The following is a 12,517-nucleotide window of genomic DNA, read 5'->3' as shown; positions in this document are numbered from 1 at the left end:
TGTAACATCTTAACAGATATTTATATACGTAATGCAGAGCATCTCTTTAATCGGAGATGCTTTTTTTATGGATTTAATTAATGGAAGTATTGAGCAACTGGCTGGCTCGCCTGACTGTAAATCAGGTCTTTTTTAAGCGTGTAGGTTCGAGTCCTGCTACTTCCACAATAAGCATCGATGGTGTAGTAGGTTTTCAACCTTCTGTTTTAAGTTCAAGTCTCAATAGGTGCTCTGGAATTAGCACAAAGGCAAACCGCTATAATGTAAAGCGCAGCATAAGGGATCAATAATCTCTAAGTCCAGGTTCGAGTCTTGGTAACGGTGCAAAAATGGTTCATTGGGGTAATGGCTATCCTTCCCGACTGTCTCTCGGGAGATACGAGTTCGACTCTCGTATGAACCGCTTTATCTGGGAATAGAACAACTGGCTAGTTTACTCGCTTTGGAAGCGAGAGGTTGTAGGTTCGAGTCCTGCTTCTCAGACTATCCTCAACACCTGTTGTTGAGGTACATGCTCCGTTCGTCTAACGGTTAGGACGCCTGCCTTTCGAGCAGAAGATAAGGGTTCGATTCCCTTACGGAGTACAATTTTATTCATGCAGGAATGGCGGAATTGGTATACGCACTTGTCTTAGAAACAAGTTTTTAAGAGTTCGAATCTCTTTTCCTGTACAAAGTAAGGTAAAGAGATGAGAAGTTTACACTGAGCATGTCATAGTGAATCTCTTTTCCTCTACAAATGCTTCGCTGGCCAAACTGGAAAAGGCATCAGTTTTAAGCACTGAGATTTCTTGGTTCGAATCCAAGGCGAAGTACGATTAGGTTTATAGCGTAATACTTATTAAACCTACTAATTAGCTTGTGGTGTAATGGCAGCATGGAAGACTTTGAATCTTTCGGTACAGGTTCAAATCCTGTCAAGTTAACCAAATTGTGATATAGCCTAACTGGTAAAGCACTCGTCTTGTATACGAGTAGATAAATGCCTGTATTGAGTAGAGTCGAAGTATTTGATTCTTATTTATCACAACATTATGGTGTCTTTAGTTTATGCGGTAAAACGTCTCACTGTGGATGAGGAGAATAGGGTTCGAATCCCAAAGACACCCAAATTATTAAAACACAAATAGAATAAAAACTAGAAATTATGAAAAAAGTACTAATGCCTATCAAACTTATTGCAATCGTTCTATTTGCTGCTTTCAATCTAGCACGCAGATGTGCTCGACCAGCTAGTAAGTTAGTGCATACATCACATGTAGATGACGTTTTGCGATCTTCAAATAGAGTGAAAACAACTTCACATCTAGATGATTATCAATACATCAACCATGGTAAAACCGCTGTGGAGTTGATCAATCACGTACAGGATAAAGAAACCAAAACGGTAAATGAAAGCACTTATAAACCGCTCGTAAAGAAGAAGAAAAAATAATAGTGTTAAAATGAATAGTAATGAAAATTGTCACTCAAAAATGGAGAAACTTTAGTGGTAAAACCTATGATCAACCTATTACAGAAATTGTTCATGATGCCATCCAAAGAGAACAAAAAGCCGGTCACAGAATAAAAATATGTGTAGGCTCCGATTCTCAAGCTTATAAAAATCACGTAGAATATGCTACAGTTATCGTGGTACTGCGAGAAGGAAAAGGTGGTTTTATGTTTATGAGAAATCACAAAGGAACTAAGAAAATCAGTATTAAAGAGCGTATGCTCAAAGAAGTAACCATGTCTGTAGAGGTAGCTTATGAAATCTGTGATATTCTAGACAAACATGATGTTGCTCTAGAAGTACATGCCGATATCAATACAGATCCAAAATTTGATTCTAACTTGGCACTTAAAGATGCCATGGGATACATCATAGGAATGGGATTTGTTTTTAAAGCAAAACCTCATGCATTTGCAAGTTCTTCTTGCGCTGATAAAGTAGTATAATTTATAAAACGAAAACAAGATGAAACGTCAAGATTTAATAAAACGATTCCTTACCGGAACAGACAAAACAGGAAGATTTATAGTGAGTTCAAAAATTACTGGGATCACCTATTTTGTAGAACCCATAGATAATGGTAAACCAGATAAACTCTGGGGCGACATAGATCCAGCGACTAACAAACTCACTGGAGACTATGGGAATAAATCTATAGGAGCGGTTAAAGAAAAGAACTCTCTAATTACCAAAGAACTTGGTTTTCTAAACATTTCTACTTTTAAGGGAAGTCCGTTTGGAGAGATAGACCGTAGAGATAAAATATATACCGCTCAAGGTAGGTAAGGTTTCCGCTTTCGCGAAAGCGAGATCAAAACATAGTCTATAACTTCAACCTGCTGTTTTATTATAAAATAGCAGGTTGTTTTAACTACGCAGAAAGATTGCGTAGTACGGATGAATATTTGTGATATAATTTGAAAGAGATGTTTCTATGGAGCATCTAAAAGTTGGTATCGTTTAAAAATAAGTAATGAAAAAAGAAATTAGTTTTAATGCAGATGTTTATTTGAATTTAGATTTAGAATTTTGGCATGATCTTGAAATTAATTGTATTGCAGAGTGTTGTGGAATAGACGCTTTTGATCTTTCTCCGACTGAAATTAAAAAAACGATCAAATATTACAATCAAAATTTGATAAAGAATAATTTAAAAGTATTATTAAAAGAATTAGAATCAACTGATTTAAAACACGTCTCAAGTAGTGTTTTTTAATGATTATTCGACAACTAAAGATTTTATAGAAAGAATAAAAAAAATTGTGAACATAATTTGATAAACCAGAGATTGACAAAGTCATAATTTTCAAATCATATAATAGGTTACTTTGACTACATATACTTTATAGAAACATACCTCTTTAGCTTAAAAGGAAGAGCTGTGGTAAAAGTTTTTAGCGCAACCATGGAGTGATGGGATGATGTCGTTAGTGTCGCGCATACTAATGAATAGAATTTGCAGAAGCACCGAAATGAACAAGATTTAAAGTAGGGAAGCGCATTTATAGCCTATCTGTTTGCATTGCAAAAGTACCAGTTCGAATCTGGTAAGAGGTACAAAAACAACTAAATAAAAAATTAAAACGATGAACAAAGACCAAATAATAATTATCGACCTAGAAGCCACATGCTGGAATGGAAAAGTTCCCACAGGTCAAGTTAACGAGATCATAGAAATAGGCATTTGCGTATTAAATACTAACACTAGTGTGATTACTAGGCAAAAAGGTATTTTAATTCAACCAGAACGCTCTACAGTAAGTACATTCTGTACAGAATTAACAACTATAACTCAAGAACTTTTAGATAAGGAAGGTGTTTCTTTTAAAGAGGCTTGTACTCAATTAAGAGAAGAATATCATGCACATCATTATACATGGGCGAGTTATGGAGCTTATGATTTGAATATGATGAAAAAACAATGTAAAATGCGAGGTATGGAATATCCGCTTGCTCAAAATCACATTAATGTGAAAACGCTTTTTTCTGAAGTAAAAGGATTGAAAGGTAAAGTTGGTATGAAAGGAGCATTGGGCATATTGAATTTTCCATTAGAAGGAACGCATCATAGAGGTGTAGACGACGCAAATAACATTGCAAAAATTCTCGATTGGTGTTTAAAGAATCAAGAGTAAAATACCTTTTATAAATAGTATGGATTTACTACTCACAAACAAATTGATCCAATTAATAAAAAGCTCCAAACATCATGTTTCAAAAGACTGGCTGAAAGTCCACAGCAAGTTTTTTCATGGAGAGCACCTTGAAAAATTTGCTCGTCATTTATTGATACTAGACTCATCTAACTCTAATTTACACTTGCCTTTACCTCATTTTTCTGAAGAGATAACGCCCAAAAGAGCGTTGTCCTTTGCATTTTTTTCTTCAACTCTGGCAAAATTAAAGGAGCATGATTTTGAAACCAACTCTTTAAATAAAAAAGAAATCGCTAGCTTGGTTCATACGGTTCCTTTTGAGCAAATATTATTGATAATGGGGCAACGACAAACTCCTGCTACAATTAAAACAGTAGATGGATTGCCATTACTAAAGCAAGAAATGATAGATAGTTGTTTACAGCCTTATAACAAACAGATCAGTTATGGAGTACGTGCGTGGGAAAAACATGTGGATCGATCAGAGAATACTTTTTGGGGAGAAATAAAAGGAACGCCACAACAAAAACAAACAGAAGTATTAAAAATCATTAATAATATGATAGAAAATCATACCTGGTGGAATACTTTTTATCACTACAAACATCAAATAGTTTTTGAAATTAGAATAGCAAGCGGACATGGAATAAGATGGTCTGTTCAGGATAAATTATTAATAGGTTTTCTAGAACCATTTCTATGAGAAACACAGATCTTATAAATATTCAAAGAAAAATGAATCACAAAAAAACCGCCTGTTAACAAAGACTGCTACACAGACGGTTTCCAACCAACCAAATCATTCATCGATTTCAATCGACATTTTTTATTTTCGAGCTCTATTGTAATCGAGCATTCTATCTTTTTTACTATTAACGCCGTTTTTATTTTTTAATTGTATAAAACCACGTCCTTTAAATCTATAGGTTGTGCCACTGTCTATATGATACAATTCTATAGTGCTGTCATTCACGATGTAAAGATCGAAATAATCATTCCCTAAAAAATCATAACCCAACGTTAATTGCTTGTTAATACTTCCAGGTGTTTGATCTTGAACATTATAAGAACCTGAAAAGTCCCAATAGATGCTTCCTGCACTTAGTCCGTTTCTATCTGTAGAACTTTCAAAAAAATCAGCATTATTTCCAGGAAAAAATCTCAAATAGTTTTCTTGATCAAATTCATTGAGCGCTCCTACTTGACTGGTATGAACTTTTTCCCACGCTTGATATTCTTGTAAGAAGTATTGAATATTATCATAAAACAACTGATCATAATCAAAGTTATTTCTATTATAACCGTCTAGATAATAAATCGTGTTGCTATATAAATCTCTTAATTCTATGCGATTAAATTCTCGTACCACAACCTCAAAGTCATAAAGACCATCTATATCGTGAATAATAGAAAGACGGCTACCTGATGCTTCATAAGCACCTACATCTATTCCTAATCCTGCTCCGGCGCTTCCTACGCCTACCAGATTATTGTTTGCATACAAGGTTCCAAAATCAAAGCTTAAAGTAAATGCCTGCGTCATAAAAGGCGCATCCGGAACACCTTGAGTGTTGTTTAAATCTACGTACCATACTTCATTAGAAGCAAGTACTTCATTCAGTGTAGGTCCAGCATAGCCATCACCTATCACAATTTCTGTATCACAGCTCGTTAAAGTTAAAGCGAGAAGTGCAGATCCTAAAAAAGTAGTTATTGCTCTCATAATTGTAGTATTTAAAAGTTATAACTAGAATTACGAAAATGATGCCAAAGTCACATCTCAATGATTTACAGCTGTTTGTAATTCCGCTTTCGCGAAAGCGAGATCATTAAAATCTTAAGAGGTTTTTTTTAAGTAAATAAAAGAAACTAAAAACTACCGAAAGTAGAAGTGGAATCTTGCAACTCTTCTAGCTCTTCTTGTTGCTCTTGATCAACTCGATCATCACCACGCAATCTTCTATCCACGCGGTCTGCTTCCTCTAGGATTTTAGGTAAAAGAAATGGAGCAAGAGGCTCTATATGTTCAAAAACGATACTATTATCCTTAGTTTCTGTAGCAATAATATCAAATTCACCACTAGCAGAATTTACAAACATCAATATCACACTTGCTAAAAAAGCCATTTTAACCAGTCCAAATGCTGCACCGGCTAACTTATTAATAAAACTCAGTTGTACTGTTTTTACAACCTTAGTAATCAGTTTACCTACATAAGTAATCACAAAAATAATTACTAAAAAAGTAATGATAAAACTAGCGATGGTGATATAAACATCATCCCATTGCACCTGTTCTCGCAACCAGTCTCCAGCAAAATTAGAGAAATAGATAGCTCCATAAATGGCAGCAATTAGAGCTATTAACGAAGTCAATTCTACAAAAAAGCCGTTCAAATAACCTTTGTAAAGACCTATTAATAAAACAATACAAATAATAATGTCCAACCAATTCATGGAGCGAAGTTAGGGAAAAGATAGAACTTGAATTTGAACTTAAACCTGAACGTGAATTTGAAAGAGAATGTCAGTTCGAGCGCAGTCGAGAACATTTTCAAAATATAATACGAACACATAGCCTGTTAGTTTCTCAAAAAAATTATATATGTTGGACAGATTAACATGCCAACTATCTGTGTTTGCATTGTCTAAATCAAATCTCGATTCTTTTTATAAGACTAGTTTCTAACTTCTTAGGTATCAACCAAACAAGCCAAGACAATACTTGCCTTTTTGGTTTTAAAAATTTGAGTTGAAGTTAAATCTTCTTCAACCATGTAGCCATACTCACTCGAGATTCTAGATAGTTCTTTAAATCTTTTACGGCAACGCGCTCTTGACTCATTGTATCGCGATCTCTTACTGTTACGGCATGATCTTCTTTAGTATCGTGATCGATCGTTACACAATATGGTGTACCGTTCAAATCATGACGCGCATAGCGCTTACCTATAGAATCTTTCTCCTCATAAGCTACATTCATAGACCATTTTAATTCGTCTACAATCTCATTTGCTATTTCTGGTAATCCATCTTTCTTTAATAATGGTAAAATAGCTGCTTTAACCGGTGCTAGAACTGCTGGTAATTTAAGAACTGTACGCTCGCCGCCACCTTCTAATTTCTCATCTACTAGAGAGTTAGAAAATACGGCAAGAAACATTCTGTCTAAACCTATAGAGGTTTCTAGAACATAAGGAACATAATTTTTATTATCCTCGTGATCAAAGAATTGTAATTTTTTACCACTGTGTTCTTCATGTGCTTTTAAATCAAAGTCCGTACGAGAGTGGATTCCTTCTAATTCTTTAAAACCAAATGGGAAGTCAAATTCGATATCTGTCGCTGCGTTTGCGTAGTGAGCCATCTTTTCGTGATCGTGGAAACGATAGTTCTCTTCGCCCATGCCTAGTGACTTGTGCCACGCCATGCGCTTTTCTTTCCAGATTTCAAACCACTCTAATTCTGTTCCTGGCTTGACAAAATATTGCATTTCCATCTGTTCAAACTCACGCTGTCTGAAGATAAATTGTCTCGCAACGATCTCGTTTCTAAATGCTTTTCCAGTCTGCGCGATACCAAAAGGAATCTTCATACGACCAGATTTCTGAACGTTCAGGAAGTTCACAAAAATTCCTTGAGCGGTTTCTGGCCTCAAAAATAACTCTGTAGCAGTATCTGCACTGGCACCTATTTTAGTACCGAACATGAGATTGAACTGACGCACATCTGTCCAATTCTTAGAACCGGTATCAGGATCGGCAATACCTAGTTCTTCTATCAGCGCTTTTACACCAGTCAGATCTTCTTTCTCTAACAACTCTGCCAGTCTTGCAGTAGGCTCAGTAGCTTTTTTCATGTAACCCATCACACGCGGATTGGTCTCCCGATACATGTCTGCATCAAAATCTTCTCCGAAACGTTTTGCTGCTTTTTCTATCTCTTTATTGGCTTTTTGAAGGTGTTTCTCACAGTAATCTTCTACCAGTACATCAGCTCTGTAGCGTTTTTTAGAATCTTTATTATCAATTAAAGGATCATTAAAAGCATCTACGTGACCAGAAGCTTTCCATACGGTAGGATGCATAAAAATTGCTGTATCGATTCCTACGATATCTTGATTGAGCTGTGTCATCGCTTGCCACCAGTATTCTCTGATGTTTTTCTTTAACTCCACACCATTCTGTCCATAATCATAAACGGCACTTAAACCGTCGTAGATTTCACTAGATTGAAACACATATCCGTACTCTTTTGCATGAGAGAGTACTTTCTTAAACTGATCTTGATCGTTATTTGCCATAGCTGCAAAAATAGAAAAAGCGATGGAATGCTAGCGCAAATTTTATGTATTTCGCTTTCGCGAAAGCGAGGTTTTTCAAACTACCTTATTTTTCAAATATCACTGTATCTTGATATTCTAATTTATCTCCCGTATACTTTTGATCTTTCCAGAAACCATGGATAATTTGAACGTTTTTAAATCCTGCGATTGATATCATGTTTAACAGGAAATCCTCTTCAATAGCAATATTGCCGGCTGTTACATCTTCATGCATGAGCCTAAACCCATCTCGTTTTATAGGAAATTGAAAACCCTCACGAGTGGAAATGTATTCTTCATTTTGAGAATTATAGGTAAAGAAAGTAGAGAAGTTAACAGCACCTTTACTAGACACTCGATACATTTCAAAAAGATAATTCTGAATTTCTTTTATTGACATATGAGTAAAGACTGAAAAAGAAAAACAGAGATTGAATTTACTATCCTGATAAGGAAATTTGAAAACCGCTGCATCCTCGCCTTGATTTTTGTACAAATCATTATAAAGATCTACATGGGTAAATTTAAAATTAGGGTAATCGGCACCTATTCCTTTTTTACACCATACTATTCCATTTTCTACTGGATCAAAACCATTATAAGAACCGTTTTTGTTCAAATAGTCAGTTAAAGCGATCGCTGTTCTACCTACACCGCAACCTATATCAAGCACATGATTCTCTGGTTGTAAATTAGTATAGGATTGTAAAAGCTGTAATTGATGATGGGCTTCTTCAATAAATTTACTTGCTCCGGCTGTTCCACCTGTAAAAACTGCCCCACGTGATGGGACATATTTATGTCGCCTTCCTAGAATTTTTTCAAGAGTATCTAACGGCCAAAAAAACACTTTTCTAAGAAAATACCTGCGATCTGGAGAAAGACCGTACCAAAAATCTCTTAATGCTTTCCTGTTTTTTACAGTGCCTAAATTCATAGTAACAATAATAATATTTTTAAAAGCTCTGTCCTAACCTAAAATGATAGACTAAAAAAAGCACGTTTTAGCAACGTGCTTTCTTAAGAATTTAAATTAGATTTTTATCACCTCAACTCCAGCTCACTACTGCTTACTCGTATAGGACCATTATATAAATTAATTCTATAGCGACCGCTTATAATTTGATCTTCGTTTGCGTTAATCAACTCGCAAAGATCTAATTCTTTAGACTTGTAATTGAACTGCACCACCTTAGAATAAGTCAACTTTTGTCCATCAAACTCCTCAGTTTTATTAGTTCCCATCACGTTATTTTCTGGATTGATAACTTGAAGATAGAAAGACGTTACTCCAGTCGCCGCCAGCGGATTTTCTGGAAGTGTGAAGCACACCTTAATATCATCAACACGTCTTGCTTTTTCATGTTCTTTGTGAGCTCCAGAGTTTCTTATGACTACTCCTACCGGTTTAAAGTTAGTAGGAATGAGAGTTGCCGCTCTTGCCATATTAGAATTCAGGTTTGCAATGGTAGAATTCTGATTTTGGTTTTTAATAATTTCAGTATTCAATGCCGCAAGCGTACTATCATTAACCATGGTCAAATTCTCGTTGATCACTTCAAGTGTGTTGATGCGATCTTGAAGTAAATCGCGTTCCTTTTTAATGGTATTCAATTGAGTTCTTAATCTAGAAAGCACTTTTACGTCACCTTCCAGCCTGCTCACGCTATCAACTAGTCTGGTGATGCGATCTCGAGCTTCAGTGATATCTGCACTTAGTGCGTTGCCTTTTTCAATTTCAAGAGTATAGTCGGCTTCAATGTTTTTTAGATCTTCTTGAATTTTAAGTTTCTCTTGGTTTAAAGCAGTCTTAATATCTTCATTCTCTTGAAAAGTATTATAAGACCAGACGCTTACGCCTATCAAACCAATTAAAAAAATCGCTAATAATATTTTGAGAAAACGGTTGTCTTTTTGCTGTGCCATAGTAGGTTGTTTATCTTTATAACGTGCGAATCTAAAAAATAATTTGTGTCATTGTGGATTTCTGATTTTATTAACTTATTCTTTCCTGAGGTATGTATGGGATGTGATCGCAGCTTAACTACTGGCGAACAGATCATTTGTACGACTTGCAGGAGTGAAATCCCGATGGCTTTGACGCATCTTGATAAAGACGATAAAGTGAAAGAACTCTTCTTTGCAAGGGTAAATGTAGAAACTGCAACAAGCCTTTTTTACTACGAGAAAATAGGTGTGGTACAGCAATTAATCCATCATTTAAAATACCGTGGTCATGAAGAAGTAAGTTCTTTTTTAGGAAAATGGATGGCTGCCGAGCTTCAAAACGATCCAGCTTTTCAAGATATTGATCTGGTAATTCCAGTTCCTGTGCATCCTAAAAGACGTGCAAAAAGAGGCTATAATCAAGTAGACGGTTTTGGGAAAGAACTGGCAGCAGCTTTGGGGTCTCGCTTTCGCGAAAGCGTACTCATCAAAAAACGTAACACTATAAATCAAGCACAATTAGGACAAGTAAAACGTAGTGATGAAACACAGTCTCCTTATGATCTTGTGGAGAAAATAGAACCAGGGACACACGTGCTATTAGTAGATGATGTGATCACTACGGGAACAACGCTTGCCCTTTGCGCCAAAGAATTACATAAAAATCCTGATATCAAAATATCTATTGTAACTATGGCGATATCTGTGTAGAAAGGGTTTAACCTTAAGTTGTCATTGTACTATAAATTTTGCTCTATTTTTGTTTCAATCATCAAAATATCTATCATGAATAATATACTAGTAACTACTGAAAATAAAATCACTACAATCACTATTAATAGACCTAATAAACTCAATGCGCTCAACAAAGAAACGATCGAAGAATTAAGTCAAGCAATATCTTCTGCAGAAGAGGATGTGGACACTCGAGTAATTATTCTCACTGGTAGTGGCGAGAAAGCGTTTGTCGCTGGAGCTGACATTTCTGAATTTGCAGATTTCTCTCCAGAAGAAGGAAAAAGACTTGCTGGAAAAGGGCAAGAATCACTCTTTGACGCTGTTGAGAATTGTTCTACGCCAGTTATTGCTGCCGTAAATGGTTATGCTTTAGGTGGCGGACTCGAACTTGCCATGGCAGCACATTTTAGAGTAGCAAGTGATAATGCCAGATTAGGATTACCAGAAGTTTCATTAGGTGTGATACCAGGTTATGGAGGTACGCAACGATTACCTCAACTTGTAGGTAAAGGGCGCGCCATGGAAATGATCATGACGGCAGGAATGATAGATGCAGCTACTGCTCAATCCTATGGTCTTGTAAATCATGTGGTAACTCCAGAAGAATTGATTGCTACTTGTGAAAAGCTAGCTTCTAAAATAATGAGAAATAGCCCAATGGCGATAAGCGCAGCGATAGATGCTGTAAATTCTGGTTTTGTAGATGGAACAGATGGTTATCAAGTGGAAATTGATAATTTCGGTTCTTGTTTTGGTACCGATGAGTTTGTAGAAGGAACTAATGCATTTTTAGAAAAGCGTAAAGCTGAGTTTTAGAAATTTATAAATATTTACCAGATATCACAAGAGGCGGAATTAATTCTGCCTCTTTTTTTGTACATATCTAAATTAATAAATCGATATTTATGCTTTATCATCAATATGAATTCCGTTTTATTTCAGTTTTTGCCTTTACTCATTTCTCCTGTGTCTATTTTTATAGCAATAGCCTACTATCAAGATTATAAGAGAAGTAAAAAATATATCGCTTCAGGCTTCAAGTTTATACTATGGTTTATAATATTTACGGTAATCTACTTTGGCATCGCAACGATTCTAAATATTACTATTATTACCTCCATTTTAGCTTTTGGAGTTTTAATTCCTATAATATTGATTCTGAAAAGTATCGTGATAAAAAATGATCTGCGATAAATACGACATCAAACGAGGCAGAATTAATTCCACCTCGTTTGATGTGAAGTTAATACTTTGTAATATCAACTTAATAAAACAATTAGAAATTATGAAACCGTACTTACCAATTTTTATGATTTTAATTTTATTGATGTCATGCAAACAAAAAGCATCTGAATCTGGAGAAGCTATAGACTCTTTATCATTTAAAAAATTAGAAACGGTAGAAGAGAGAAAAGAATTTCTTCAAGAAATATTTGATGCCGATCAAGCTGTAAGAAAGGAGAGTAACAATACGGATTTGAACCCATCTGATAACGCAGCGCAAATGGCTATGTTTCATAAAATGGATTCTATTGATGACCTAAATCTTCATAAAATACGATGGTATCTAGATAATTACGAATATCCAAGCAAAGATTCATATGGTGACACTCTTAGTAGAACACCTGCTTTAGTCGTTCATCATTCAAATAATGATGGAATAAGAAGAGAGTTCTATCCTCAATTTAAAAAGGCTTATGAGGATGGTAGTCTAGAAGCTAGTTTCTTTGCTCTCTATTTGGGTAGATTATACGAAATTGAAAATGGATCTTATTACAGAATGAAAACTTCTACGTATATGATTGAAGATCAAATTGATTCTTTGATTGTGGAGTTGGATTTATAGAATCATGCTAT

14 protein-coding genes and 7 tRNA genes are annotated in these 12,517 nt (G+C 35.3%); 16 read left to right on the top strand and 5 right to left on the bottom strand.

Annotated features, from left to right (window positions below):
- Positions 1-82 precede the first annotated feature (82 nt).
- The 13 genes from DDD_RS08005 to DDD_RS07945 all read left to right on the top strand — a co-directional run bounded on the left by DDD_RS08005 (position 83) and on the right by DDD_RS07945 (position 4,354).
- Positions 83-165, top strand: a tRNA-Tyr gene (locus tag DDD_RS08005).
- Positions 166-409: 244 nt separating this feature from the next.
- Positions 410-483, top strand: a tRNA-Pro gene (locus DDD_RS08000).
- 30 nt (positions 484-513) lie between these two features.
- Positions 514-585 (top strand) — tRNA-Glu (locus DDD_RS07995).
- Between the two features lie 13 nt (positions 586-598).
- Positions 599-672, top strand: a tRNA-Leu gene (locus tag DDD_RS07990).
- Positions 673-741: 69 nt separating this feature from the next.
- Positions 742-815 (top strand) — tRNA-Leu (locus DDD_RS07985).
- 40 nt (positions 816-855) lie between these two features.
- Positions 856-929: transfer RNA gene (locus tag DDD_RS07980), tRNA-Gln, on the top strand.
- Positions 930-1,036: 107 nt separating this feature from the next.
- Positions 1,037-1,109, top strand: a tRNA-His gene (locus tag DDD_RS07975).
- Between the two features lie 38 nt (positions 1,110-1,147).
- Entirely contained in the window at positions 1,148-1,435 is a 288-nt protein-coding gene (locus DDD_RS07970; RefSeq protein WP_015362305.1) for a hypothetical protein, read from the top strand.
- A 20-nt stretch (positions 1,436-1,455) separates the two neighbouring features.
- Positions 1,456-1,941 carry a ribonuclease H-like YkuK family protein gene (locus DDD_RS07965; RefSeq protein WP_015362304.1) on the top strand — a complete coding sequence of 162 codons (486 nt, stop codon included), beginning with the start codon at positions 1,456-1,458 and terminating at the stop codon, positions 1,939-1,941.
- Positions 1,942-1,960: 19 nt separating this feature from the next.
- Positions 1,961-2,281 carry a hypothetical protein gene (locus DDD_RS07960; RefSeq protein ID WP_015362303.1) on the top strand — a complete coding sequence of 107 codons (321 nt, stop codon included), beginning with the start codon at positions 1,961-1,963 and terminating at the stop codon, positions 2,279-2,281.
- Between the two features lie 187 nt (positions 2,282-2,468).
- Positions 2,469-2,711: a DUF6331 family protein gene (locus tag DDD_RS07955; protein ID WP_015362302.1), complete on the top strand. Its 243-nt coding sequence runs from the start codon at positions 2,469-2,471 to the stop codon at positions 2,709-2,711.
- 370 nt (positions 2,712-3,081) lie between these two features.
- Entirely contained in the window at positions 3,082-3,630 is a 549-nt protein-coding gene (locus DDD_RS07950) for a 3'-5' exonuclease (protein WP_015362301.1), read from the top strand.
- 19 nt (positions 3,631-3,649) lie between these two features.
- Entirely contained in the window at positions 3,650-4,354 is a 705-nt protein-coding gene (locus DDD_RS07945) for a hypothetical protein (RefSeq protein ID WP_015362300.1), read from the top strand.
- 123 nt (positions 4,355-4,477) lie between these two features.
- On the opposite strand, the gene DDD_RS07940 is transcribed toward DDD_RS07945, so the two are convergent.
- The 5 genes from DDD_RS07940 to DDD_RS07920 form a co-directional block, all read right to left on the bottom strand.
- The gene (locus DDD_RS07940; RefSeq protein ID WP_015362299.1) at positions 4,478-5,374 is read right to left on the bottom strand and encodes a hypothetical protein; all 897 of its coding nucleotides are present in this window, start codon (positions 5,372-5,374) and stop codon (positions 4,478-4,480) included.
- A gap of 146 nt (positions 5,375-5,520) precedes the next feature.
- Positions 5,521-6,108 carry a CvpA family protein gene (locus DDD_RS07935; RefSeq protein WP_015362298.1) on the bottom strand — a complete coding sequence of 196 codons (588 nt, stop codon included), beginning with the start codon at positions 6,106-6,108 and terminating at the stop codon, positions 5,521-5,523.
- 301 nt (positions 6,109-6,409) lie between these two features.
- Positions 6,410-7,954, bottom strand: coding sequence for a glycine--tRNA ligase (locus DDD_RS07930; RefSeq protein ID WP_015362297.1), 1,545 nt, complete (start codon positions 7,952-7,954; stop codon positions 6,410-6,412).
- An 85-nt stretch (positions 7,955-8,039) separates the two neighbouring features.
- Positions 8,040-8,912: a class I SAM-dependent methyltransferase gene (locus DDD_RS07925; RefSeq protein ID WP_015362296.1), complete on the bottom strand. Its 873-nt coding sequence runs from the start codon at positions 8,910-8,912 to the stop codon at positions 8,040-8,042.
- Positions 8,913-9,019: 107 nt separating this feature from the next.
- A complete protein-coding gene (locus DDD_RS07920) occupies positions 9,020-9,901 on the bottom strand; it encodes a hypothetical protein (RefSeq protein ID WP_015362295.1) in 882 nt (293 codons plus the stop codon).
- A gap of 45 nt (positions 9,902-9,946) precedes the next feature.
- On the opposite strand from DDD_RS07920, the gene DDD_RS07915 reads away from it, so the two are divergent.
- The 3 genes from DDD_RS07915 (at position 9,947) to DDD_RS07905 (ending at position 12,506) form a co-directional block, all read left to right on the top strand.
- The gene (locus tag DDD_RS07915) at positions 9,947-10,633 is read left to right on the top strand and encodes a ComF family protein (protein ID WP_111474656.1); all 687 of its coding nucleotides are present in this window, start codon (positions 9,947-9,949) and stop codon (positions 10,631-10,633) included.
- Between the two features lie 75 nt (positions 10,634-10,708).
- On the top strand, positions 10,709-11,476 hold the full coding sequence (locus DDD_RS07910; protein ID WP_015362293.1) for an enoyl-CoA hydratase/isomerase family protein: 768 nt from the start codon (positions 10,709-10,711) through the stop codon (positions 11,474-11,476).
- 493 nt (positions 11,477-11,969) lie between these two features.
- Entirely contained in the window at positions 11,970-12,506 is a 537-nt protein-coding gene (locus DDD_RS07905) for a hypothetical protein (RefSeq protein WP_015362291.1), read from the top strand.
- Positions 12,507-12,517: the final 11 nt, after the last annotated feature.

The organism is Nonlabens dokdonensis DSW-6 (assembly GCF_000332115.1).
GTDB classification, from domain to species: domain Bacteria; phylum Bacteroidota; class Bacteroidia; order Flavobacteriales; family Flavobacteriaceae; genus Nonlabens; species Nonlabens dokdonensis.
This window is presented reverse-complemented; position numbering and strand designations above follow the sequence as displayed.

Excerpts from the sequence above, each read along its gene's own strand:
- DDD_RS07970 (WP_015362305.1), top strand. The coding sequence starts at position 1,148 with ATGAAAAAAGTACTAATGCCTATCAAACTTATTGCAATCGTTCTATTT.
- DDD_RS07960 (WP_015362303.1), top strand. The coding sequence starts at position 1,961 with ATGAAACGTCAAGATTTAATAAAACGATTCCTTACCGGAACAGACAAA.
- DDD_RS07930 (WP_015362297.1), bottom strand. The coding sequence starts at position 7,954 with ATGGCAAATAACGATCAAGATCAGTTTAAGAAAGTACTCTCTCATGCA.
- DDD_RS07965 (WP_015362304.1), top strand. The coding sequence starts at position 1,456 with ATGAAAATTGTCACTCAAAAATGGAGAAACTTTAGTGGTAAAACCTAT.
- DDD_RS07920 (WP_015362295.1), bottom strand. The coding sequence starts at position 9,901 with ATGGCACAGCAAAAAGACAACCGTTTTCTCAAAATATTATTAGCGATT.
- DDD_RS07940 (WP_015362299.1), bottom strand. The coding sequence starts at position 5,374 with ATGAGAGCAATAACTACTTTTTTAGGATCTGCACTTCTCGCTTTAACT.
- DDD_RS07950 (WP_015362301.1), top strand. The coding sequence starts at position 3,082 with ATGAACAAAGACCAAATAATAATTATCGACCTAGAAGCCACATGCTGG.
- DDD_RS07945 (WP_015362300.1), top strand. The coding sequence starts at position 3,650 with ATGGATTTACTACTCACAAACAAATTGATCCAATTAATAAAAAGCTCC.
- DDD_RS07935 (WP_015362298.1), bottom strand. The coding sequence starts at position 6,108 with ATGAATTGGTTGGACATTATTATTTGTATTGTTTTATTAATAGGTCTT.
- DDD_RS07910 (WP_015362293.1), top strand. The coding sequence starts at position 10,709 with ATGAATAATATACTAGTAACTACTGAAAATAAAATCACTACAATCACT.
- DDD_RS07955 (WP_015362302.1), top strand. The coding sequence starts at position 2,469 with ATGAAAAAAGAAATTAGTTTTAATGCAGATGTTTATTTGAATTTAGAT.
- DDD_RS07905 (WP_015362291.1), top strand. The coding sequence starts at position 11,970 with ATGATTTTAATTTTATTGATGTCATGCAAACAAAAAGCATCTGAATCT.
- DDD_RS07925 (WP_015362296.1), bottom strand. The coding sequence starts at position 8,912 with ATGAATTTAGGCACTGTAAAAAACAGGAAAGCATTAAGAGATTTTTGG.